Source organism: Brevibacillus antibioticus (assembly GCF_005217615.1).
Lineage (GTDB): Bacteria > Bacillota > Bacilli > Brevibacillales > Brevibacillaceae > Brevibacillus > Brevibacillus antibioticus.
Genome location: NZ_SZNK01000001.1, coordinates 2,466,241 through 2,488,391, shown reverse-complemented (window position 1 = coordinate 2,488,391; position 22,151 = coordinate 2,466,241). Strand labels below are relative to the sequence as shown.

Annotated in this window: 22 protein-coding genes and 2 riboswitches; of the genes, 15 read left to right on the top strand and 7 right to left on the bottom strand. The window is 47.8% G+C overall.

Annotation, left to right across the window (positions count from 1 at the left end; translation table 11 throughout):
- The first annotated feature begins 70 nt into the window (after positions 1-70).
- From E8L90_RS11400 to E8L90_RS11385, 4 genes are read left to right on the top strand one after another with little or no spacing between them, the layout of a single operon-like run.
- Positions 71-1,939: a stalk domain-containing protein gene (locus E8L90_RS11400; protein ID WP_137029496.1), complete on the top strand. Its 1,869-nt coding sequence runs from the start codon at positions 71-73 to the stop codon at positions 1,937-1,939.
- Complete coding sequence (locus tag E8L90_RS11395) at positions 1,936-2,457, top strand: shikimate kinase (protein ID WP_137029495.1); 522 nt, start codon at positions 1,936-1,938, stop codon at positions 2,455-2,457. The genes E8L90_RS11400 and E8L90_RS11395 overlap by 4 nt, the downstream gene beginning before the upstream one ends.
- 57 nt (positions 2,458-2,514) lie before the next feature.
- Complete coding sequence (locus E8L90_RS11390; protein ID WP_137029494.1) at positions 2,515-2,676, top strand: YqzE family protein; 162 nt, start codon at positions 2,515-2,517, stop codon at positions 2,674-2,676.
- Between the two features lie 38 nt (positions 2,677-2,714).
- Entirely contained in the window at positions 2,715-2,969 is a 255-nt protein-coding gene (locus tag E8L90_RS11385) for a YkuS family protein (protein ID WP_137029493.1), read from the top strand.
- Positions 2,970-3,002: 33 nt separating this feature from the next.
- Here the strand turns inward: E8L90_RS11385 and E8L90_RS11380 are convergent, their stop codons facing one another.
- The 3 genes from E8L90_RS11380 to E8L90_RS11370 all read right to left on the bottom strand — a co-directional run bounded on the left by E8L90_RS11380 (position 3,003) and on the right by E8L90_RS11370 (position 6,838).
- Positions 3,003-3,860 carry a hypothetical protein gene (locus E8L90_RS11380; RefSeq protein WP_137029492.1) on the bottom strand — a complete coding sequence of 286 codons (858 nt, stop codon included), beginning with the start codon at positions 3,858-3,860 and terminating at the stop codon, positions 3,003-3,005.
- A gap of 110 nt (positions 3,861-3,970) precedes the next feature.
- Positions 3,971-5,095 (bottom strand): YqhG family protein, encoded by a 1,125-nt coding sequence (locus tag E8L90_RS11375; protein WP_137029491.1) that lies wholly within the window; start codon positions 5,093-5,095, stop codon positions 3,971-3,973.
- Positions 5,096-5,131: 36 nt separating this feature from the next.
- Positions 5,132-6,838 carry a DEAD/DEAH box helicase gene (locus E8L90_RS11370; protein ID WP_137029490.1) on the bottom strand — a complete coding sequence of 569 codons (1,707 nt, stop codon included), beginning with the start codon at positions 6,836-6,838 and terminating at the stop codon, positions 5,132-5,134.
- Between the two features lie 220 nt (positions 6,839-7,058).
- Positions 7,059-7,156: riboswitch (glycine riboswitch) on the top strand.
- Positions 7,157-7,271: riboswitch (glycine riboswitch) on the top strand. It begins immediately after the preceding riboswitch.
- A 149-nt stretch (positions 7,272-7,420) separates the two neighbouring features.
- Here E8L90_RS11370 and gcvT point away from each other — a divergent pair.
- From gcvT to E8L90_RS11345, 5 genes are all read left to right on the top strand, one after another.
- The gene (gcvT, locus tag E8L90_RS11365; protein ID WP_137029489.1) at positions 7,421-8,524 is read left to right on the top strand and encodes a glycine cleavage system aminomethyltransferase GcvT; all 1,104 of its coding nucleotides are present in this window, start codon (positions 7,421-7,423) and stop codon (positions 8,522-8,524) included.
- Between the two features lie 41 nt (positions 8,525-8,565).
- Positions 8,566-9,918 carry an aminomethyl-transferring glycine dehydrogenase subunit GcvPA gene (gene gcvPA / locus E8L90_RS11360; RefSeq protein ID WP_137029488.1) on the top strand — a complete coding sequence of 451 codons (1,353 nt, stop codon included), beginning with the start codon at positions 8,566-8,568 and terminating at the stop codon, positions 9,916-9,918.
- Positions 9,911-11,380 carry an aminomethyl-transferring glycine dehydrogenase subunit GcvPB gene (gene gcvPB, locus E8L90_RS11355; RefSeq protein ID WP_137029487.1) on the top strand — a complete coding sequence of 490 codons (1,470 nt, stop codon included), beginning with the start codon at positions 9,911-9,913 and terminating at the stop codon, positions 11,378-11,380. Before gcvPA ends, gcvPB begins: the two co-directional genes overlap by 8 nt.
- Positions 11,381-11,479: 99 nt before the next feature.
- Positions 11,480-12,559, top strand: a complete 1,080-nt coding sequence (locus tag E8L90_RS11350) for an undecaprenyldiphospho-muramoylpentapeptide beta-N-acetylglucosaminyltransferase (protein ID WP_137029486.1) — start codon at positions 11,480-11,482, stop codon at positions 12,557-12,559.
- A 71-nt stretch (positions 12,560-12,630) separates the two neighbouring features.
- Complete coding sequence (locus E8L90_RS11345) at positions 12,631-13,461, top strand: lipoate--protein ligase family protein (RefSeq protein ID WP_137029485.1); 831 nt, start codon at positions 12,631-12,633, stop codon at positions 13,459-13,461.
- Between the two features lie 54 nt (positions 13,462-13,515).
- Here E8L90_RS11345 and dat read toward each other — a convergent pair whose 3' ends face one another.
- On the bottom strand, positions 13,516-14,367 hold the full coding sequence (gene dat / locus E8L90_RS11340) for a D-amino-acid transaminase (protein ID WP_137029484.1): 852 nt from the start codon (positions 14,365-14,367) through the stop codon (positions 13,516-13,518).
- A gap of 317 nt (positions 14,368-14,684) precedes the next feature.
- Here dat and E8L90_RS11335 point away from each other — a divergent pair, with 317 nt between their 5' ends.
- Positions 14,685-16,022: a PA domain-containing protein gene (locus E8L90_RS11335; protein ID WP_137029483.1), complete on the top strand. Its 1,338-nt coding sequence runs from the start codon at positions 14,685-14,687 to the stop codon at positions 16,020-16,022.
- A 212-nt stretch (positions 16,023-16,234) separates the two neighbouring features.
- On the opposite strand, the gene E8L90_RS11330 is transcribed toward E8L90_RS11335, so the two are convergent.
- Positions 16,235-17,242: a hypothetical protein gene (locus tag E8L90_RS11330; RefSeq protein ID WP_137029482.1), complete on the bottom strand. Its 1,008-nt coding sequence runs from the start codon at positions 17,240-17,242 to the stop codon at positions 16,235-16,237.
- A gap of 156 nt (positions 17,243-17,398) precedes the next feature.
- Here E8L90_RS11330 and E8L90_RS11325 point away from each other — a divergent pair, with 156 nt between their 5' ends.
- From E8L90_RS11325 to E8L90_RS11315, 3 genes are all read left to right on the top strand, one after another.
- The gene (locus tag E8L90_RS11325) at positions 17,399-17,962 is read left to right on the top strand and encodes an NADPH-dependent FMN reductase (protein WP_137029481.1); all 564 of its coding nucleotides are present in this window, start codon (positions 17,399-17,401) and stop codon (positions 17,960-17,962) included.
- A 99-nt stretch (positions 17,963-18,061) separates the two neighbouring features.
- Positions 18,062-18,493 carry a transcriptional regulator MntR gene (gene mntR / locus E8L90_RS11320; RefSeq protein ID WP_137029480.1) on the top strand — a complete coding sequence of 144 codons (432 nt, stop codon included), beginning with the start codon at positions 18,062-18,064 and terminating at the stop codon, positions 18,491-18,493.
- A gap of 120 nt (positions 18,494-18,613) precedes the next feature.
- The gene (locus E8L90_RS11315; protein ID WP_137029479.1) at positions 18,614-19,543 is read left to right on the top strand and encodes a patatin-like phospholipase family protein; all 930 of its coding nucleotides are present in this window, start codon (positions 18,614-18,616) and stop codon (positions 19,541-19,543) included.
- A 36-nt stretch (positions 19,544-19,579) separates the two neighbouring features.
- Here E8L90_RS11315 and E8L90_RS11310 read toward each other — a convergent pair whose 3' ends face one another.
- Both E8L90_RS11310 and E8L90_RS11305 read right to left on the bottom strand, forming a co-directional pair.
- Positions 19,580-19,939 carry an ABC transporter C family protein gene (locus E8L90_RS11310; protein WP_137029478.1) on the bottom strand — a complete coding sequence of 120 codons (360 nt, stop codon included), beginning with the start codon at positions 19,937-19,939 and terminating at the stop codon, positions 19,580-19,582.
- Positions 19,940-19,975: 36 nt separating this feature from the next.
- The gene (locus E8L90_RS11305) at positions 19,976-20,923 is read right to left on the bottom strand and encodes a DUF1385 domain-containing protein (RefSeq protein WP_137029477.1); all 948 of its coding nucleotides are present in this window, start codon (positions 20,921-20,923) and stop codon (positions 19,976-19,978) included.
- A 124-nt stretch (positions 20,924-21,047) separates the two neighbouring features.
- Here E8L90_RS11305 and E8L90_RS11300 point away from each other — a divergent pair, with 124 nt between their 5' ends.
- Positions 21,048-21,560, top strand: a complete 513-nt coding sequence (locus E8L90_RS11300; protein WP_137029476.1) for a YqhR family membrane protein — start codon at positions 21,048-21,050, stop codon at positions 21,558-21,560.
- A 140-nt stretch (positions 21,561-21,700) separates the two neighbouring features.
- Positions 21,701-22,141 carry a type II 3-dehydroquinate dehydratase gene (gene aroQ / locus E8L90_RS11295; RefSeq protein ID WP_137029475.1) on the top strand — a complete coding sequence of 147 codons (441 nt, stop codon included), beginning with the start codon at positions 21,701-21,703 and terminating at the stop codon, positions 22,139-22,141.
- The last annotated feature ends 10 nt before the right edge of the window (positions 22,142-22,151 follow it).

Below are 22,151 nucleotides of genomic sequence, written 5' to 3'. Positions count from 1 at the left end.
ATATATTTGCTACAATGAAACAAAAACATTTAGCGCCTGCCGCCGGGCGGTTTATTATTTGGGGGCTGTCATGAAATCACTACATAAAACGAGCTTACTAGTATGTGTGACGATCCTCGTCTTTTTTGGCTCAGTTGGAGTCGTCGCATATTGGCCAGCCATTTCTCAAATCATTGCTATGAATCAATCACCTGAGGAGGAGCAAAAGTTCGTTGATCCATTTTCATATGATCCGCCTCTGCCGTCTTATGTAAAGGATTTGAACCCTGTCTATAAGATTCAAGCTGAATTACATACGTCCGAAGCAAAAATAACCGGAAACATGACCGTGGAGTTCGACAATCCGAAAACGCCAGATGTACGCCTGTATATTTACGACTACCTTTGGAACAAAATGACGGTGAAGTCGATTCGCTACAAGGACAAGCCGCTTTCTTTTGAACGTGGTCAATCGCTGGTGAAGCTGGCCAATCCTCTTGGAAAGGAGCTTCGTGGCGCCCTAATCATTGAATTTGAGAACCCGGTTCCACGTAGAGGCACACGTTTTGGGGTGAAAGACGATATATGGACGTTGACGACTTGGTACCCGATGCTCGGTGCCCAAAATCAAAAAGGCGTTTGGTATGACCCGCCGCAACGCGTTGATTTTGGTGATCCATTCGTTTATCACTATGGAGATTACGATGTGTCATTTACCTCTCCACAAGGCTACAAATGGGTTAGTTCATGGGGCAGAGGACAATCAAAGTCAATCGGTGGCAGTAAGCAGCAGGTCCATTATCAAGCAAAAAATCTGTTGAACTTTGGACTGGTGGGAAGTCCGCTTTATCACATTGAAACGATTCAATTCGCTCCGAATTTAACGGTTGACATTGCTTCCGTGGATAAAGGAAACATTGAAAGAATCAAGACGATTGCCCAATCGGTCTTTCCTACTTTCATCGATATGTATGGTCCGTTACCATATCCGCACGTGGCGATTGCGGAAACAAGTACAGGAACGACCTACGCCATGGAATACGCGAATCTCGCCGTATTCAAAAGAGATATGCATCACAACAACCTGATCGATCATTGGCTGCCGCATGAGGTAGGGCATCTTTGGTGGTACAACAGTGTGGCTACATTGGAGTCCTCGCATGGATGGCTTGATGAAGGGCTGGTGGAGCTTGGCGTGTCTCATTACTTGCAGAAGCGTTATGGTGCCCAATCAGCAACGACTCTGTTGGATACGTACAACCGGGATGTCAAACGTTTGCAAGAGCGATATCCAAATGGAAAGCTCGACAAGCCGTTGCAGAAGTTTGTCACCGAAGAAGAGTTTAAACTGACCTGGTATTCCCGGGGAGCACTCCTGTTTGACCACCTGCGCCGCAAAATCGGTGACGATGCCTATAAGCGATTCTTACAGCGTGTCCAACAAAATTATCATGGTAGTGTCATTGGTGCAGAGCATCTCGATCAAGCACTTGGGCAAACTTTGCAAGGGGAAGCGAAATATTTCACCCTGTATACTAACAGTGCAAATAAGAATGGCTTTGGTGCAGTGCAATTGGAGCCCTATATCACCACGATCATCAATAACATGAGCTTTTATCCATCGATTCCTGCTCGAGTCACCCATAATACGGTGTATATTCCGTTGCGTGAGCTCGGTGAGAAAATGGGAGTAGCGATTAGCTGGGACGACAAGAAACAAATGATCCGTGTAAAAGGAAATGGACGCGAAGTATTTATAAAGGAACGGGAGCGCTTTGCCGACGTAAATGGGAAGCGGTTGGATTTAGGCAGCCCGTTAATCGAAATCAAAGAGCGTACGATGGTTCCACTGTCCTTTTTTGAAAAAGCATTGGGATATGAGATAGCGTACAATCCACAACAAAAAACGGTGAAGATCAATACATACCAAACGTTTGGAAAGGCGGCAGAAACAAAATGATGAACCTGGTGTTGGTCGGATTTATGGGGACAGGAAAAACCACGGTTGGTGCCGCACTCGCTGCCTCTTTAGGAATGCTGCATACGGACTTGGATGATGCGATTGTGGAGTGTGAAGGTCGCAGCATTCCAGAAATCTTCACCGATCAAGGCGAAGCGTATTTCCGAGACGTCGAGACGAAACGTTTGGCTCAATTACTGGCAGTAGGATCACAGGTAGTAACAACTGGGGGAGGAGCTGTATTACGGAAGCAAAACGTAGAGATGATGATGGAGCATGGTATCGTAATCGCGCTACATGCCACCGAAGAGGAGCTCATCAAGCGTTTGGAAAATGATACAGGTCGGCCCTTGTTGGCAGGGGGAGTAGTGACAAGGGTAAAAACCTTAATGGCGGAGCGTGCTGGTGTGTACGACTTCGCGCCGATTCAGGTAGATACGACAGGAAAGAGCCTTTCCGATATTGTGATGGAAATTACGAGCCAAGTGGTTGAAAGAACACAGGACGGGGAACAATAGAGGGGACAGCGCTTGCGCCGTGGTGGGAACCCGCGAGTAAGAAGGAGGTCAAGTGTGATGTCCTTTCAGGAATATTTAAAGTACCTGACGAAACTGTTTGTCCAGTACATGGACACCCCAAAAGATGAACGCCGTTTGCGTAAGACTCCACGCGAGTCCTGGTCGTCACGCTGGTTTGGTGCCATTCCCATGTCCATCCGACTGATGTGGCGCAAATAAAATTCGTAAACCTATCATGAACGAGACGGAGGGTGCATATGGCGAGAGTAGCGGTAGAAAATTCCCTGTCTGAAGTGTGCAAGATGCTGCGTCAAAATGGTTACGAAGTTGTTGATTTAGGCAATTGGCAGCAGGTGGTAGATGCGATTGTCATTACAGGCCAGGATATCAACGTACTGGGTGATCAAAACAAAACGATTACAGGAGCTCCCGTCATTAATGCAGAGGGAATGACGGTCAATGAAGTTTTTCATGCCGTTCATGAACGCCTCTCTCCTACGCAACATCGGTGAATAGAAAATGGAAAAAGCAAGCTCTCCAACCGGTTATTCGGCAGGAGAGCTTGTTTCGTTTACGAAAAATCGTCCAATGCGATGTGCATACGAATACGGGACAAAGCGCAGGCCCTCATCCCATACGCCCACATAAGCATTTTGGTCATTCCATAAATGCAGAGACCCCACGACAAAGGGAGCCAACACTTGTGACTGATGAATCGGGACGGCTAATGTTACCGGAGAGGTATAATCTTGCTGCCACAATTGCTTCCAGGACACGTCTGTGTCTGTTGTACTCATTTGGCTGACCCACCCGATATGATCAAAAGGATCCGCCTCGGCTGCGCTTAAAATTCTCGTTTGAGTCAGACGTTGGCCAGTGTGTATGAGCTGCTCGCCTGCAAAAGCATCGACAGCGGGCTCACTAATTTGAAAGGAAGGGGGATACATTTCTCCCGTTTTGGCATTGACCATTTGTGTATCTGACTTCTGGGTGATCAGCCAGTAGGAAGCGAACCCGTCATAAACTGGCTCTGCCGCGATTTCTTTCGGAGCAAAAGCATCATCGAACAAGATGTATTCCCCGACACCGTATTCCAGCAGAACAAATTTCTCATGGGAAGTGGAATCAGGTGCTTCTCCTATCACCAAATACCCTACTTGCTTGTCCGCCTTTTTTATACTTACCAGCCATTGATGCTGCCCTGTACCAAGTGTTTGCACGTCGGTCTTTGCATCTTGCCATTGCTTGAATTGAGGGTCTCGACTTGCGATTGCATCCATCCATTCTCGAATTTGTGCTTGGAACTGCTTGTCCCAGCTTGCTTCGTCTTGCGCAAAAGCTGGCGAGGAAAGCAGCATCAGAGACAAAAGAGCAGCGATAAAAGGAAGAAATCGTCTGGTCACAACTATGCACCACCTTTTGTGAAGGCTTAACCTATTCCTATTGTAACCAGCTATGACAAAAAGATTTGTTGCAACGTGTCTTTTCTGTTTCACATTTTCTCGTTGAACTTTTACATGATTCGCCCTGATGCGGGGAGATGTCGCATGCTTTTTGCTTTCGATGACCGCGTGAGCGAAGGAACGGAAGACAAATAGAACAAGCCACCATTGATGAACGAAACCTCGATCCGCGGCTCGTATTGCCAAGCCAGCTCGTCTTTTCGGCGTTGTCTTTCCTCATCTGGCGTGCTTTTTTTCCATTCTGCTTGCTGAATCTCTTCGCGTGGGGTGGTTTGGATTCCATTTGTACGTAAAAAGTCGAGGATTCGTCCACCAGAAGCCCGGTATTCGTCAAAAGATAGTGGCTGTTCGACAGAAGTTAGTCCATCTGGATCTGGCTCGGGGAGCTGGGCTTCTTGCTCGAGTGACGACCGAGCTTCTGGTTGCTCTGTTACTTCTTTGGTCTGGTCTGCGTTTGTCTGCTCATCTTGTGACTCGCGCCGTGCCAATTCTTCATAGTACGCTTCCAAAATGGCTATTTCTTCGCTCAAACGTGTGCGCGCTTCCTCTGCCCATTGCTGATCTTCTTGTTCCAATGTATGTTCGACTTCCTGTTGTGCCATTTGGAGGGCTTCCTGTATGGTTACCTTTCGATCCAACGTGTAATAGTAGTCGGGGATCGCAGGGGTCAAGGAAAGTGAAAATAAAAATGAAGTGAAATCCGTCACCACCCGTGGCTGATGCAAATTAATCCCCAGATACAATAAAATGTCACGCCGCTTGTCACAAAGCAGAGAAACCTTCAGGTTCATCCCGAGCCAGGGCACGAGAGGGGTTGACCGACGCTTGCCAGCATTGCCTAAAAGCCCCCCTTGTTGCTCATACATACAGACGAAGCTGCCATGCTTTTTGGCTGAAGTGAAAATTTGTTGCATGCGGGCAGCTCCTAGATGCAGATGCTCGGATCGCAAACCCTCAGGCGTGCAATCCGGATGAAAAGTAAAGGTGAGCAGCAATGGCTGATAAGCCAAATTCATCTTATCCACCCAGCTCCAGTAAAAAGGGCGATTGCCAATATCTTTGTCCACCTCGACAGGGAGTTTGACTGTGAAGTAATCCGGGTGAGATTCGACGATATGGGCAGAAAAAGTCGCCAAATAGCGCTCGACAAATTGTCTGACCTGTTGTTGCTGCATCAGGAGACCTCATTTCTTTTTCGTTTCCAACAAGAGTTATTGGTCAGACGCCTCAGAAAGCGGGACGTCATCTTTTGTTATTTTGCTTGCCCGAATCGCGTGTCCAATGTTATCGAGCTTTAGCGCTATTTCTTTGGAGGATCGGGAATCCATAATGATTTGAATCAGATTATCTTCCAAGGAGTGATTGAGATTCAGGCGTTCCACAATATCATCGAGTTCACCGATGACCATTTCAAACAGATCAATTTTTTCATACAGCAGCTTGAGAATATGCTCCTCGATCGTTCCTGTTGTCGATAAATTGTAAATGTGCACATCTCTTTTTTGGCCCAACCGATGGACGCGACCGATTCGTTGTTCCACTCGCATGGGATTCCAAGGCATGTCGTAATTGATGACTTGATTGCAGAACTGCAAATTAATGCCTTCCCCGCCAGCTTCCGTCGCGATCAAGACTTGTGCACGATTTTGGAAAAGATCAGTCATCCAGTCTTTTTTACTGCGTTTAAAGCCGCCACGGAAGGGGACAGAAGTAATACCGTGGTCGTGTAAATACTTTTGCAGATAGTTTTGTGTTGCTCGATACTCTGTAAAAATGATTACTTTGTCGTTGATTTGTTGAATGAGCTCAACTGTTTTAGCAGCCTTGGAATGTGTCTCTATTTGTTTAATCATCTCGACCAGCTCAAGAATTTGCGTCCGCAAGGGAGAGTCCTCGCCGGTGCGCTGGTGCATGTTATACAGCGTCATGAACGCAGCTTCCTTACTTGAGCAGACCTCACGCTGCAAGGTAATGAGAGCGAGAGAGTTGAAGCCCCCAACCCCCAATCCTGTTTGGTATTGCTCGCGGACAAAGCTGGTCACACCCTCGTACAAGGTCAACTCCTCAGGAGAAAGGTCAATCGGTATAGACTGAACGCGGCGGCTGGTGAATTGGATACCACCATCACTTCGTTTGTTGCGAATCATGACCTTTTCAATTTCTTCCCGCAATTTCTCGCTGTTTTTGGATTGGCGTTTGCCCTCTACGTAATTGGTAGAGAAGGTGGAAGTATGGCCGAGGTGACCTGGCTTCAACAAATTGATGAGGTTGTACAGCTCGTCCATCTCGTTTTGAATGGGAGTGGCAGTAAGGAGCAGGCAATATTTTTTACGGATTTCTTTGACGAACTGATAGTTGCGTGTCCGTTTATTTTTGAGTTTATGGGCTTCGTCGATGATGAGCATATCGTAATCGATGTCGAGTACGTGACGCCTGTGCGGATCTCGTTTTGCTGTGTCTATCGATGCGACAACGACCTCGTGCTGCCGCCACATATATTCTTTTTTTTGCGCGACTGCTGCAATGCCGAATTTTTGATGAAGCTCTTTTGTCCATTGAATCACGAGAGAGGCTGGGACCAGAACGAGAATTTTTTTAGCCAGGCCGCGAACCATATACTCCTTCATGATCAACCCTGCTTCGATCGTCTTTCCCAGACCAACCTCATCAGCGAGAATGGCTCGGCCGCGCATCTCTAATAGGACACGTTTCGCCGTTTCCAACTGGTGTGGAAAAGGTGACAAGAGTGGAAGGTATTTTAGACATTGCAGCTGGTCAAATTCGTGAACAGCCATCGCTTCCTCAGCTTCCAATGAGAGCTTGAACAGCTCCCACTTATCCCAGGGGCCATCTTCTTGCATGCGTTCTGTAAGCGGATTGATCCAACTCTCATCAAATGAAATAGGAACATTCGGCATATAAGATACTCCTTTACATAGCTCTGCCATAACTTTCATGGTTAATGTATAAAAACTGAACGTTTATCTATTGTCAATGTGTTTTGTTAAGTTTTTCTGAATCTGACTGTTAATTTGTATATTTTCAACTTTGGACTCTCATGGTAGGATAAAGAGGTAGTACATCCATTAGTATGGAAATGACAGCTAAAACTTATGTATGACCATGAAACAACCGCGAATGATGGTAGTAGGGAGAGACTGCTTGAATGTTTGGCAGCGCCGAAGGAGCAAGCCGGTAACGGTGAATCTCTCAGGCAAAAGTACCTCTACCGGACGCAACTCTGGAGAGAGCTCACATGAGCCACCAAAGGGGAAACTTGCAAGTGGGGAACGATGTAGCCTCACCAGATTCGCAAGGTAACTCTCAGGTACCAAGGACAGAGGAGGAGAAATGGGCGCCATTATTTTGGTGTACCCGTTTTTCCCCCTCTGTTTTGTTTTGGTCGATAAGACCCTATCGACATAAGTGCAACTAAGACCTCGCTAAAGGCTCAGCGAAGCCAAGTTTTCTAAGATCTTATTGTTCACAGGGGGTGCCACATGTCCAATTTGAAACGTACGCCACTATTTGATTCTTATGCAAAGTATGGCGCGAAAACCATCGACTTCGGTGGTTGGGATCTGCCGGTGCAGTTTACAAGCATTGGTCAAGAGCATGAAGCCGTTCGGACAAAAGCTGGTCTATTTGATGTTTCCCATATGGGAGAGGTGGACGTAAAAGGGGAAAACGCGCTTTCTTATCTCCAGCGTGTGACTACGAATGACGTGTCAAAGCTGGCAGTCGGGCAGGCGCAGTACAGTGTGCTTTGTTACCCTGATGGGGGAACGGTAGACGATCTGCTTGTTTACAAGTATGCAGATGATCATTACTTGCTCGTCATCAACGCCGGGAATATCGACAAAGACTATGCGTGGCTAGAAGAACATCTGATTCCAGGCGTAACGATTGAGAATATTTCGCCACAAACAGCACAAATCGCGATTCAAGGTCCTTTGGCAGAAACTATTCTGCAAAAGCTGACGACGACAGACTTGTCTCAAATCGGCTTTTTCCGTTTTGAGCGTGATGTGCAAGTGAGCGGTATTCCGGGTTTGATCTCCCGCACTGGCTATACTGGCGAAGATGGCTTCGAGATTTATTTGGATGCCGATCGTGCAGCAGAGCTGTGGGACATCTTGCTAGATGCCGGAAAAGAAGAAGGTCTGTTGCCGTGCGGTCTCGGTGCGCGCGATACGCTTCGTTTTGAAGCCAAGCTGCCACTGTACGGTCAAGAGCTCAGCAAAGACATTACGCCGATCGAAGCGGGCATTGGCTTTGCTGTCAAGGTAGACAAAGAAGTGCCGTTCATTGGTCAAGAAGTGCTGAAGGCACAAAAAGAAAACGGTGCCCCACGCAAGCTGGTAGGGATCGAAATGATCGACCGTGGGATTCCGCGTACGCATTACCCTGTCTATGTGGGGGAAGAGCTCATTGGCGAAGTGACGACGGGAACACAATCTCCAACCTTGAAGAAAAACGTCGGTCTCGCTCTCGTAAAAACCGAGCATGCTGCGTTAGGTACACAAGTAGAAGTAGAAATTCGCGGAAAACGTCTGAAAGCAGAAATCGTTGCCGCTCCATTTTATAAACGCCCAAAAAACTAAACGATACACCACATACATCCTTTTAGAGGAGGACAACATCCGTGAAATACCGCTACCTGCCCCAAACTGATCAGGACAAGCGCGAAATGCTGGAAACCCTCGGCATTTCGAGTATAGAAGAACTGTTTGCTGATATTCCGGAAGAAGTACGCTTCAAAGGTGCTTTGAATATTCCAGAAGCACTATCCGAGCCAGATTTGGTGAAGTATTTTACACGCCTCGCAAATAAAAACGTAAACTTCAGCACACATGTTAACTTTCTAGGTGCGGGTGTTTATCAACATTACACGCCGAGCACAGTCAATCACATGCTGCTCCGCGGTGAATTCTTTACCGCTTACACACCTTACCAGCCAGAAATCAGCCAAGGTGAACTGCAAGCTATTTTTGAGTTCCAAACGATGGTATGTGAGTTGACTGGCATGGAGGTAGCGAACTCCTCGATGTATGACGGCGCGACATCTTTGGCAGAGGCAGCGATGATGGCTGCAGGTCACACTGGCAAAAAACGCGTAATCGTTTCCCGGGCTGTACATCCAGAAGCGCGTGGTGTGTTGAAAACATATGCGTATGGACAAAACGTTGAGCTGGTTGAAGTAGGTATCAACAGCGATGGCGTTACGGATACAGCGGCTCTGGAAGCGCTTGTCGATGAAAATACAGCAGCGGTCATCGTGCAGTATCCGAACTTCTTCGGAAACGTAGAAGACTTGGGAGTGATTGAACCAATTGTGCACGGAAAAGGCGCATTGTTGATTACATCCTCCAATCCGCTTGCTCTGGGTGTACTGGAGGCGCCGGGCAAATTGGGCGCAGATATCGTAGTGGGCGACATGCAGCCATTCGGTATTCCAGCATCCTTTGGTGGACCGCATTGCGGATATTTTGCTACAACATCCAAACTGATGCGCAAAATGCCAGGTCGTATCGTCGGTCAAACGAAGGACGAAAATGGCAAACGCGGCTTCGTATTGACGCTGCAAGCGCGTGAACAACATATTCGTCGTGAAAAAGCGACTTCCAATATCTGCTCGAACCAAGCGCTGCTCGCTTTGGCTGCTTCTATTGCCATGACAGCACTCGGCAAGCAGGGTGTACAAGAAATGGCAATGATGAATCTACAAAAAGCTCATTACGCGAAGGATGCCCTGCAAGCAAAAGGCTTGGAGATCGTATTCACCTCACCGTTCTTCAACGAGTTCGTGGTGAAGTTGAACAAACCAGTTGCAGAAGTGAACAAAGGCCTGCTGGCTGCTGGAATCATCGGGGGCTATGATCTTGGTCTCGACTATCCAGAGTTTGCCAATCATACCTTGCTTGCAGTAACTGAGCTGCGTACTAAAGAAGAAATCGACACATTGGCGGCTGAATTGGAGGCGATCACACGTGCGTAACGACCAAGAGAAAGCACTGATCTTTGAAATGAGCAAACCAGGCCGTGTGGGTTACAATTTGCCGGCATTGGATGTTCCAGAAGTAGAAGTAGCAAGCCTTTTGCCAAAGCACCTCATTCGCGAAACGCCGGCTGAGCTGCCAGAGGTATCTGAGCTGCAATTGGTTCGTCACTATACAGAACTGTCTCGTCGCAACCACGGGGTAGACAATGGCTTCTATCCACTTGGTTCTTGCACGATGAAATACAACCCGAAAATTAACGAAGATGTTGCTCGTTACGCAGGCTTTGCGCAGACACATCCGTACCAACCGGAAGAAACCGTACAGGGAGCTTTGGAGCTGTTGTACAACCTGCAAGAAGAGCTGGGTGAAATTACAGGGATGGACGCGGTTACCCTGCAACCAGCTGCTGGTGCTGCGGGTGAGTGGACAGGTCTGATGATGATCCGTGCGTATCACGAGAGCCGTGGGGAAGGGCATCGTACCAAAGTCATCGTGCCGAACTCCGCACACGGTACGAACCCGGCATCTGCTGCGGTAGCTGGCTTGGATACCGTAACCATTGCATCTGACGAGCGTGGATTGGTTGACATTCAAGCGCTGCGTGATGCGGTTGGTCCTGACACGGCTGCTTTAATGCTGACGAATCCGAACACACTAGGATTGTTTGAAGAAGATATCGTGGAAATGGCGAAAATTGTCCATGAAGCTGGCGGCCTCTTGTACTATGATGGTGCGAATGCGAACGCGATTTTGGGAATTGCTCGTCCGGGAGACATGGGCTTCGACGTGGTGCATCTGAACTTGCACAAAACATTTACAGGGCCTCACGGCGGTGGTGGTCCAGGTGCAGGTCCGGTCGGCGTGAAAAAAGTTCTCGAGCCATTCCTGCCTACTCCAATCGTAGCGAAGAAGGAAGACGGCAGTTTCTACTGGGACAGCAATCGTCCAGCTTCCATCGGTCGCGTAAAAGGCTACAACGGAAACTTCGGTATTCTCGTTCGTGCGTACAGCTACATTCGTACGATGGGTCCAGAAGGCTTGCTGCAAGTTTCCCAAAATGCGGTGCTCTCCGCCAACTACATGATGCGTCGACTGGCAACTGCTTATCATCTGCCATTTGATCGAGTCTGCATGCACGAGTTCGTCCTGTCTGGTGTGATCCAGAAGAAGCTGGGCGTACGCACGCTCGATATCGCAAAACGCTTGCTCGACTTCGGTTATCACCCGCCAACGATCTACTTCCCGTTGATCGTGGACGAGTGCCTCATGATCGAACCGACCGAAACCGAGACAAAAGAAACGCTTGATGAGTTCATCGAGGTCATGCTGCAAATTGCCCGCGAATGCGAGGAAACGCCAGAAATCGTTCAGGAAGCTCCTCATACCACTGTAGTCAAACGTTTGGATGAAGCGACAGCGGCAAGGAAGCCGATCCTGCGTTATCAACCACAAGCATAATTCTAGATTTCAGGAAAAGTCGCCTGTTGTTACGGGCGGCTTTTCTTTCTGATTGATGCTATCATGGGGGAAGAAGTAGCAGGGGAGGGTTCGAACCGAATGAAGAGAAGGATTGTGTTTACCGGTGGTGGTTCGGCAGGCCATGTTACTGTGAATCTAGCGCTCATCCCTCACTTTATCAAGCTGGGCTGGGAGGTCGCCTACATTGGATCTGCGACAGGAATCGAACGTGAGCTAGTCGCCAACCATCCACATGTTCGCTATATTGGCATTTCTTCAGGAAAACTGCGCCGTTACTTTGATTGGAGAAACGTGAGTGACCCGCTGCGGGTCCTCAAAGGCATTTGGCAAGCTTCTCGCTTTCTCGGCAAGTGGAAGCCGGATGTGATTTTTTCCAAAGGAGGCTTCGTTTCCGTGCCGGTCGTATTTGGAGGGTGGCTAAACCGTCTTCCCGTTGTCATCCATGAATCTGATCTGACACCCGGTCTCGCAAACAAGCTGGCAGTCCCTTTTTCCAGCAAGGTGTGCGTCACATTTCCAGATACGCTTTCGAAAGTACCCAAAAACAAAGGGATTCACGTAGGCGCAGTTGTGCGTGAAGAGTTGAAGCAGGGCCGAAAAGAAGCGGGCTTGGCGTACTGCTCTTTTACCGCAAAAAAGCCTGTCCTACTTGTCATGGGGGGAAGCTTGGGAGCGCGGAGAATTAACGAGGCGGTACGCCATTCGCTTACTGCTTTGCTCGAGCAATTTTCAATTGTACATATTTGCGGCAAAAACCAAGTGGATGAAACGATTCGGATAGCAGGCTACAAACAATTCGAGTATGTCCAGAAGGAATTACCCGATTTGCTGGCGATGGCTGATTTTGTCGTGTCACGTGCAGGCTCCAATGCGATTTATGAGTTTCTAGCCCTGCAAAAGCCGATGCTCTTGATACCGTTGTCCCGTGAAGCAAGTCGGGGTGATCAGATATTAAATGCCCAGTCCTTTGAAAGGCAGGGCTTGTGTCATGTTCTGCTGGAAGAAGAGCTAACGGATGATCGCTTTATTCAAGCGGTGAATGACTTGCAAAAGAACAGGGAGTCCATCTTGCAGCGAATGCGCGAAGAGAATGAGAAAAAAACAGATGCATTGATGCAGGTCTTGGCTATTTTACAGGAAACAGCTCGAGTAAATTAGCCCATCAGAGGCTTGAAGTCCTTCATGCCAGAAGCGTACAATGAAGGCGTTGTGAATGAGGAGGTACATAGATGGAACAGTGGCGCTATATCGTGACAGAAGCCATGTCACCCGCGATGAATATGGCAGTAGATGAAGCAATTTTGCAGTTACATAGTGAGGGCAAGGTCCCCCCGACCGTTCGATTTTACACGTGGGACCCGGCGACATTGTCCATTGGTTATTTCCAGAAGGCCATCAAGGAAATCAACCTAGAGGAAGTTCAAAAGAGAGGATTGGGCTTTGTTCGCAGAGCGACAGGAGGGCGTGCTGTTCTCCACGATCAGGAGCTGACATACAGTGTCATCGTATCCGAAGACCATCCGAAAATGCCTTCGAGTGTGACGGAAGCCTACAAAATCATTAGCTTGGGACTGCTGCACGGATTCCAAAACCTGGGACTCTCGGCGGAAATGGTCTCTTTGGCGAGTGAAGTGGAGAAGGAAAAGTACAATTCGCCAGGGTCATCCGCTTGCTTCGATTCGCCTTCTTGGTATGAGCTCGTGGTAGAGGGGAAAAAAGTAGCGGGAAGCGCTCAGACCCGACAAAAGGGCGTTATTCTTCAGCACGGCTCTATTCTGCTTGATATGGACGTAGATTTGCTATTCTCGCTCTTGCATTTCCCATCGGACCGGGTAAAACAACGGATGATCGATAGTTTCCGACAAAAAGCAGTAACGATCAACGAAGTAAGCCCACGGCCAATCAGTCTCCAAGAATCCATCGAGGCGTTCTCGAAAGGCTTTGCATCCGGACTGGATGTGGAGCTGATCCCTTCAACGCTTACCGACGAAGAACTCGCTTTGGCAGAAGAACTTGTGAGAACGCGCTATGCCACAGATGAATGGAATCTGCGCCGTTAAACAATATAGAAAAGCTCTCTCGGATGTATAGGCATACCGGGAGAGCTTTTTTCATTACACGAGTACACTTGTGTTGATATGCTGTTCAAACAAGTCTTGTAGCGTAACCACGACAGGTCCTGGCTGTCCGTTTCCGACAGCGACGCCATCAACCGAGATGAGCGGCATGATTTCCGCGGTCGTGCTGGTGAGGAATACTTCATCGGCTTGCTTCAAGAAAGCCATATCGAATGCTTCTTCATGGACAGTGATGCCATTGTCCCGAGCCAAATCAATGACCACTTGGCGGGTAATTCCGTGCAGGATCAAATTGTCAGCCTGATGCGTATACAGCTCGCCATTTTTTACGACGAACAAATTGGAAGAGCTGCACTCTGTGATGACGCCGTTGCGGTGCAAAATGGATTCCTGGGCACCTGCATCCTTTGCGTATTGTTTGACAAGAACAGCTCCTAGCAGATTGAGCGTTTTAATATCGCAACGCAGCCAGCGGATATCTTCGACGAGCTGTGCTGTCCAGCCTTTTTTCATATCGGTGACAGGGCGGTCCTTGCGACGGACAAAGCCCATGATCACAGGCTTGATATCAGACGGAATATCGTGAACACGCGGAGAGATGCCACGAGAAACTTGCAGGTAAAGGCTGGCGTCGTCATTCTCCGTGATGTTGTTTTTAGCGATCAGCTGATGCGCTAAGTCTGTCAGCTCTTCTGCGCTCCATGGAAGCTCCATTTTTATTTCGTTGGCACTTCGAAACAAACGGGTAAGATGTCCATCCCATTGATACATGCGTCCCTTATAAATACGTACTACCTCGTATATGCCATCGCCAAAGTTATAACCGCGGTCTTCTGGATGAACTGCGACTTGCCCTTCTTCTACCCATTTGCCATCGACATACAGCATGGTACTTCCCCCTCAATAGATTCCAATCTGTTTCTTTCAAACGTTTTTTTGTTGATTCCACCTTAGCAAAAGCAAAGGACATCGGTCAATTTGAAAGTCGCCTTTTCTTTATCAATAATTTTACGGAGTAAAGCCCCTTTCTATTAAGAATTCATATGGAAGGAAGTCACTCGAAAAATCGACGTTTTGGGCAGAAGAAAACGAAAGCTGTCCAGGGATGGCGCAGGATGATGTTATTTGACTAACTATTCTGACTATACTCAGTTTGTCGTAACCGCCCATAATAAATGCAAAGAGCAAAGAAAAGGGAGAATGCCATGCGATCTGTCCAACATTATGCGCTATGTGCCTTGCTTGCCTGTGGAACGATATTGCCGATACCTTTCCTTTCCCATCGTGTTCAAGCAGAGGAAGCTCAAGATTGGATCGATAGTGAACGCTTGTACAGCCATGTCGAGCAATTGGCGAGAACAGCCCGTCCACCTGCTACTGAAACGGAATTTGCGGCAGCTGTCTATGTGGAAAATACACTTCGATCTTACGGGTACAAGACCAAGCTCGATCCTTTTTCTTATTATACGTACAAAAAGCCTACCACTCTATCACTGACGATGGAAGAATGGCCGGGTCAAAAATGGACAGTGAGTGGATTTGCTTTTGGAATCAATGGAACCGCGACAGCAGAAGTGGTGGATGCAGGCTTGGGAAGAGCGGTTGATTTTGCGAATGATGCCTCTCGGGGAAAGATTGCCTTGGTCAAGCGAGGGGAGATTCCTTTCGGAGAAAAAGTACGCCAAGCAGCGGCTGCCGGAGCCGTTGCTCTGATCATCTGGAATGATCGAGAGGAAGGCTGGAATGCTTCACTGGGCGAACCCTTGGATATCGCTGTTCCTGTAATCGCTTTGTCCAAGTCGGATGGCACGAGGCTCCAAAAACGCATAATGGACAAGCGGCCCGTGAAGGGAACCGTCAAGGTAAACGGAGCCGTAACGACCAAGCAAACCTCGTATAATATCGTGGCAAGTCGAAAGCCCAATCAAAATGACACCGGGCAGGTCGTCATGATATCCGCTCACCATGATTCCGCCGGGTTATCAGCTGGTGCAAATTACAATGGCTCCGGTGTAGCGGCCTTGCTTGAGATAGCGCGTAATATGGCTGACAAGCCGATTGATACCGAAGTGAGGTTCGTCAGCTTTGGCGCGGTTACGTCGGGAAGCAGAGGCCCAATTGCTTATGCGAATGCCTTATCAGCCAAAGAGCGACAAGCCATGATAGCAGCCTTCTATGTCGAGGGGGTGGGCAGCCAAAAGACAGAGCTCGTTGCAACCAATCCGCTGGGTAACGAAAATCTGCCAATCCAACTCCTAAGAGCAGCGGGGGTGTCTCCTAGCGATAAGGCTGGAACGCGTGAAGGAATCGGCGCCGCAAGCTCTTTAGGCGCCGCAGGTATTCCTACGGCACTTGTGACAAGTGCAGGGACGGGACAAGTAACAGTGGACTCTATCGCACAAGTGGATTGGGAACAAATTGCAAAGGCGACGAAGGCGGTCCTTTCAGCGATTCACAAAGTGACAGAACAAACAACGCCAGCTTATCCGATAGGATCTCCAAATGGGGGACAGCTAAGAGCGGAGAGTGAGGCCCTGCAGTAAACGTCTCCTTCGGGGGACGTTTTTATTTGTGGTAAAATGAGGGAGAGAAACCATGGCTAGAGGAGGCCTACGTGACGATGGGTCCGTTGAATATTTTGGTGTTTATCCTTGTGTTCTTGGTCGTGGTCGGAATAGTGAATTGGCTCCTATAGTGCGAAAAAAAGTGGCCAAGACTCTGTCTTGACCACAGGAGCTACGAGTAACCGATCAGGTCAATTCGGTTGCTTCCAAACGTACCAGCCCATTAAGAACATGCCGCAATAGGTTGCTGCACTGGCGATTGCAGACATACTCCATGGTACAACGAGTGTGAGGAGAGAGAATACAAAAACGGTAAGCAGCATGGCGACAATCAGCGGAAGCATTTGCAGATGTTGACGTGTCGCTATTGGATGGGACAACGAATAGAGTAGGGCGGCGACGATGACTCCACCATGCACAAATGAGAGAATAGCGAGAAGCCAATCGCCACCCGGCATCATTTGAACCAAAATTTGTTTGATGGGCAGTACAGAGGCATGGGCATCATGCCAGTGGGCAAGAAGGATAGCTTGACCTAACATCGTGAACAAAAGGAAGATTCCAGCTCCGATAATTGCCCCCATCCGAACAGCTCCCTCATGGGACGCACGTGCTGCCAGTGGTAGAGTCGTGGCAAAGCCGATGAGAAAATGCAAGGCCAGGAAAAATACGGCGTGAATCAGCCAGTTGACATTCATTTGATAACCCAAGCTCGGTATTGGCACATGGGATTGTGCACTGAAAATCAATCCGAATAATAATAAACCGATGGATAGAGATATGGCTGTTGCAGTGACAATCCATCTCCAACGATTTATGATAAAGAAGATGGCTGCAATGGTCAGAAGGATGAACCATAGAGGAGAGAGCTCTTCCAAGAGGTAATCTGCCTGTTGACCAAGCATGACTCCTGTATACCCCAAGAGCAGAATGTGGGTGATGACAGATAGGCTAGAAGCGAACGCTTCGCCACACAATACGTAGTACAGCTCGTACAGGGAGCGAATTTGCTTGCGATGGCAAAAGGTCAACAGCTGGACGCCGAACCATCCGAGGCCAAGAGCCGCAAGCGCAATGCCGATTGTCCCCCAGGAACCGAAATAAGTAAAAAAGCGTAACCACTCATATCCACCCAAATAGAATCCACCTAAAGCAGACCCTGCAAAAAGCACGGCGATAGGCCAAGCGACTTTGTCCATAGGCATCATCCTCACTTGCAACTTGGTACAAGTGTATGAGACAAACAGGCCTGTTCAGAACAGATGATATTAAATAAACATAAATGTTTACAAATTATACTTAATGGAATATAATGATGACTATACCAGTATTTAGATTATCGATGGGGTGAAACCATGAAAATTGTAGGAATAGCCGGAAGCATGAATGCCAATTCTACGACAAAACAAGCGATTCATATTGTACTCGAAGCCGCGAAGGATGCAGGTGCTGACGTTGAAATGATTCATCTCGCGGACTGGAAGCTGCCGCTGTATGACGATCGTGATGATACCAGTACGTACCCTGACATTGTCCATCGATTTGTCAAAGCGATTTCTGAAGCGGATGGACTTGTGATCGGTTCACCTGAATACCATGGCACAATGACAGGTGCTTTGAAAAATGCCATTGACTTCCTAGAAGGGCGCATTTTGCGTGATAAGCAGGTTGCCATTATTGGCGTCGCTGGGGGAAGCATGGGCGCTACGAATACGGTCAACACTTTGCAGTTAATCATGCGCAACTTGCATGCATGGCCGTTGCCATCTAGCCCTTCCATCCCAAGTGCTTACAATGCTTTTACACCAGAAGGCAAGCTAAAGGATGAGCGTTTACAGGCACGCATGGAGCAGTTGGGTCAACAACTCGTTCAATATGTCCAAATGATGAACCCAGCAGCAGAAAAACAGCTGCGATAGGTACTTTTCTCTTGCAAATGCTTCTCAATACACGGTATGATATTTCTACGTGCCTTTTTTGGGTAGATGAAATAACGGTTTGGAAATGAGGGGTTCACAATGCCGCCGACGCCGAGTATGGAAGACTATTTGGAACGCATTTACAACTTAATTGAAGAAAAGGGCTATGCTCGTGTCTCCGATATTGCTGAAGCGTTGGAAGTACATCCCTCTTCGGTCACGAAAATGGTCCAGAAGCTGGACAAAGACAATTATCTCGTTTATGAAAAATACCGTGGACTTGTCTTGACACCAAAGGGGAAGAAAATTGGAAAACGCCTAGTGGACCGTCACAGTCTTCTGGAAGAATTTATGCGGATCATTGGCTTGGATGAAGAGCACATTTATCAGGATGTGGAAGGAATTGAGCACCACCTGAGCTGGGAATCGATTACATGCCTAGAGTATCTAGTTAAGTACTTCGAGGCAGATCCAAAGCGTATAGAAGAGCTTCGTAACATTCGTTTGTTAGATGAGCAAAAAGAGGAATAGTCCATATCGTTATCGTATTATAGCGCAAGCCGACCAGGCTTGCGTTTTTCTTTGTGGTAACGGAAAAGCTGTCGTCTTATACATGGAAAATGGGGAGGAATTTTAGGGAGGGGAAACAAGGTGAAAGCAGATGCAGTCTTTGAAGGTGGCGGCGTAAAGGGAATCGCTTTTATCGGTGCCTTGCGAGTCATGGAGGAGAATGGATACACATGGGAAAGGCTCGCTGGTACCTCGGCAGGCTCCATTGTTGCAGCGTTGCTCGGCGCAGGCTACTCCAGCCATGAGTTGAAACCGATCTTTGAAGAGCTAGATTACCTTCACTTTCTCAAGCGCTCAGGGCTAGGGAGGCTCCCTCTCATCGGACCAATCTATGGACTAGTCGGGCGGGAAGGGATTTATCGAGCCGATCGAATCGAGTTGTTCATAGAGGAGCTGTTACGACGAAAAGGAGTACGAACATTCGGAGATCTACCGCCTGGTAAGCTGAAAGTTGTCGCATCTGATGTCACTGACGGAAAAATGCTTATCATTCCCGACGATTTGGCACGGTATGGTGTAGAACCAGATGATTTTCCAGTGGCACGAGCGGTTCGCATGTCCTCGTCTATCCCGTTCTTTTTTCAACCTGTAAAGCTGCAAAGGGCTGGCCATGTCCATTATATTGTCGATGGCGCATTATTGAGCAACTACCCCGTGTGGTTGTTTGATGTACCAGGGATTCCGCGGTGGCCGACGATTGGTTTTCGTCTGAGGGATGATCAAGCCAAGAGAGAAGCGACCCGGATCAACGGTCTTTTTTCCTTCTCCCGAGGATTGCTGACGACCATGCTCGATGCCCATGACCGCCTGTATGTAGAAAAGGCAAAAGCCGTTCGGACGATTTTTATCCATACATTAGGGGTGAGAACCACCCAATTTCAGTTGTCAAAAGAAATCAGGCAAAAATTGTTTGAGTCAGGGGAGGTAGCGGCTCACAAATTTTTGGCGCAATGGGATTTTGAAGATTACGTCAAAGTGTTTCGCAATCGTTCTCCGAAAATACTGGTCTAATAAAAAAACAGGTCGCCGATTCAGGCAACCTGTTTTTTAGTGGGAGATATTATTTTGCGACTTTTCGTCTTGCTTCTCTTTTTGTTTCCCTTTGCTGCCTTCGATCACTCGAAACGGGTGATCCTTTCGCGGGGGAGTCGACTGCTTTTTCACTGCTTGCCGAGCGATGGAGGGCTTTGGCTTCACCTTGACCTTTGGCTGTTTAGGTTTGCCTGCTCCTGCGCCTTGTGAAAAGAAGGAGCCGGTTTGTAAATAGTTGCGCACGACCAAGAAAAGTACAACGGATAATCCCAGGATGACAATCGTACTGACGGGATCATTGATGAGTGTTATCAAAAATCCGTAAATCGCCAATACGATCACTATCAGAATCACTGGTGGAATACGGCGTAACATAGGGCTTCACCTCTATGGGAATAAAAATGCCTCACGTTATCCGGTCGTAACCATTCTTTCCTGCACGTGCTTTTGATCAAGCTCCCGCATTTTTTGGAAGGAAGCGATGGCTACCTCGACTTGGCTGTCATCTGGTTCACGAGTTGTGATCTTTTGCAGCCACAATCCTGGATAACCAAGGTAACGTAGGACTGGTACATCACGGAGCTTGTTTGTCCACTGCAAAACCTCATAAGAGACGCCGATTACCAGTGGCAAAAGAACAATGCGTTGTACGACCCTCTCCGTCAGGGAGTCATAACTGAACAGGGAGTAAATCACGACACCGACGAACACTGAGAAAATGAGAAAACTGCTCCCGCAACGATAATGCAGAGCGGAAAATTTTTGTACATTGGCTACTGTTAATTCTACCCCGGATTCGAATGCGTTAATCACTTTATGCTCGGCTCCATGGTATTGAAAAAGCCTTTTTATCAACGGAGTTTGTGCAATCGCTGTAATGTAGCCGAGGAGGAGCAAAATTTTAAATCCGCCTTCAGCCAACGTTTGAGGAACGCCATCCGGTACCCATTTTCCGAGTAAAAAGTCTGCCAGGAAAACAGGAACGAGTGTAAATACGAATTTCCCGAACAGGAAGGAAAGTACCCCGACGACAGCAACACCTAAAATCATGGTGAGCTTCGATGGTTTTTCAGAAACTTCTTCTCCAGACTCCATACTGTATTGTTCAGAGGCGAAGTTGAGATGTTTGGCCCCATTGGCGCTGGCTTCGACCAAACCAACAATCCCACGCAAAAACGGAATCTTTTTCAGCGTAGTAATCCATTTATATTCGGACCTTGGGGATTCAAAATACTCAATTTCATGATTTTTTTTGCGAACAGCCGTAACAGTCGTGGTTTTGCCACCGAACATAACACCTTCGATGACGGCCTGACCGCCGTAGCTAGGTACGTTTTGTTGCGCCAATACAATCACCATCCTTATCACTATATTAACGGAAATGGCGACTTGAAGCTACAAGGAGTTCGTACTTTTCCAACAAATGTAAAGTAAAAGTGAAAAGCTTAGAGGAAGAGCATACTAGAGAACAGAGGTGATGGAAATGGACATAAGCAAAACAGGACGGAAGCACAAGCAAGCTCGCGTATCCCCTGCAGAAGAAGGCAGGCAAGGGAGTAAAAGAATCTCTAGTTCGAAGATATTGGAGGTCGCATTCTGGGGAACAATCATTTGGGGGCTCGTTCGATTGATGGCTCACTTTTTGAACATGACCCCGTACGGAGTCGGAGCGTTTGCACGTCCCTTTATCAGCATCGAGGACGAAAACACGTTTGCGAGCGTGTGCCTTGGTGGTATCGTGCTGTTTGTTGAAACAGTCGTTGCTTCCTTTGTGTTCACCTTGCTTTTTAGCCGGATTCGTGTATGGTGGTTGGGACTCGTCTACGGGGCGGTTATGTTGGTGATAGCGGGTTTCTTTTTTCATATCGGAAATTGGGAGATTGCCACTTTAAGTACGGAAGGCGCTTGGTATTTGACGTTTGGCTTATTCATTGGGATGACAATCATGCTCGAACAATCAGACGAGAATCATGCATGGAATGAGTCTACAAGGTAGGAGGATTTCTCCGTTCCTTGTCAAAATGGATGTAACAATGTTCGAAATGTTAGCCAGGTGATCGCCTACTATGGAATCAGAGCAGCTTATGGTAAAATGTTTCATTAATAAAAAAACTTTTATGGGAAGAGGGATGGTCGATGACTTCCGTCTTGTTACTGAACGGCCCCAACCTGAATTTATTGGGAACAAGGGAGCCGGATGTTTATGGAAGGGAAACGCTGGAGGATGTGGTGACAATCCTGACTGGTGTCATGGATGAGTTGGGTGGATCGCTTGAGCATCTCCAATCGAATCACGAAGGTGTCCTCATCGATGCAATTCATCAGGCAAGAGGTGTCCATGACGGCATCTTGATCAATCCAGGGGCATTCACCCATTACAGCTATGCGATCCGAGACGCATTAGCTAGTGTGGCTCTGCCAACGATTGAAGTACATATTTCCAATATTCATGCACGGGAGCCATTTCGCCATCACTCGGTCATCGCACCTATCGCGATTGGACAAGTTGTCGGGTTGGGGATCGATGGATATGAATGGGCGTTAAGATCGCTCGTCCGTAAAATCGAAAAAAAATAAAAGTATTCAA

Excerpts from the sequence above, each read along its gene's own strand:
- E8L90_RS11305 (WP_137029477.1), bottom strand. The coding sequence starts at position 20,923 with ATGGTGATTGTATTGGCGCAACAAAACGTACCTAGCTACGGCGGTCAG.
- E8L90_RS11395 (WP_137029495.1), top strand. The coding sequence starts at position 1,936 with ATGATGAACCTGGTGTTGGTCGGATTTATGGGGACAGGAAAAACCACG.
- E8L90_RS11300 (WP_137029476.1), top strand. The coding sequence starts at position 21,048 with ATGGACATAAGCAAAACAGGACGGAAGCACAAGCAAGCTCGCGTATCC.
- E8L90_RS11370 (WP_137029490.1), bottom strand. The coding sequence starts at position 6,838 with ATGCCGAATGTTCCTATTTCATTTGATGAGAGTTGGATCAATCCGCTT.
- dat (WP_137029484.1), bottom strand. The coding sequence starts at position 14,367 with ATGCTGTATGTCGATGGCAAATGGGTAGAAGAAGGGCAAGTCGCAGTT.
- E8L90_RS11345 (WP_137029485.1), top strand. The coding sequence starts at position 12,631 with ATGGAACAGTGGCGCTATATCGTGACAGAAGCCATGTCACCCGCGATG.
- E8L90_RS11310 (WP_137029478.1), bottom strand. The coding sequence starts at position 19,939 with ATGTTACGCCGTATTCCACCAGTGATTCTGATAGTGATCGTATTGGCG.
- gcvT (WP_137029489.1), top strand. The coding sequence starts at position 7,421 with ATGTCCAATTTGAAACGTACGCCACTATTTGATTCTTATGCAAAGTAT.
- aroQ (WP_137029475.1), top strand. The coding sequence starts at position 21,701 with ATGACTTCCGTCTTGTTACTGAACGGCCCCAACCTGAATTTATTGGGA.
- E8L90_RS11335 (WP_137029483.1), top strand. The coding sequence starts at position 14,685 with ATGCGATCTGTCCAACATTATGCGCTATGTGCCTTGCTTGCCTGTGGA.
- E8L90_RS11325 (WP_137029481.1), top strand. The coding sequence starts at position 17,399 with ATGAAAATTGTAGGAATAGCCGGAAGCATGAATGCCAATTCTACGACA.
- E8L90_RS11400 (WP_137029496.1), top strand. The coding sequence starts at position 71 with ATGAAATCACTACATAAAACGAGCTTACTAGTATGTGTGACGATCCTC.
- E8L90_RS11375 (WP_137029491.1), bottom strand. The coding sequence starts at position 5,095 with ATGCAGCAACAACAGGTCAGACAATTTGTCGAGCGCTATTTGGCGACT.
- E8L90_RS11350 (WP_137029486.1), top strand. The coding sequence starts at position 11,480 with ATGAAGAGAAGGATTGTGTTTACCGGTGGTGGTTCGGCAGGCCATGTT.
- mntR (WP_137029480.1), top strand. The coding sequence starts at position 18,062 with ATGCCGCCGACGCCGAGTATGGAAGACTATTTGGAACGCATTTACAAC.
- E8L90_RS11330 (WP_137029482.1), bottom strand. The coding sequence starts at position 17,242 with ATGGACAAAGTCGCTTGGCCTATCGCCGTGCTTTTTGCAGGGTCTGCT.
- E8L90_RS11390 (WP_137029494.1), top strand. The coding sequence starts at position 2,515 with ATGTCCTTTCAGGAATATTTAAAGTACCTGACGAAACTGTTTGTCCAG.
- E8L90_RS11385 (WP_137029493.1), top strand. The coding sequence starts at position 2,715 with ATGGCGAGAGTAGCGGTAGAAAATTCCCTGTCTGAAGTGTGCAAGATG.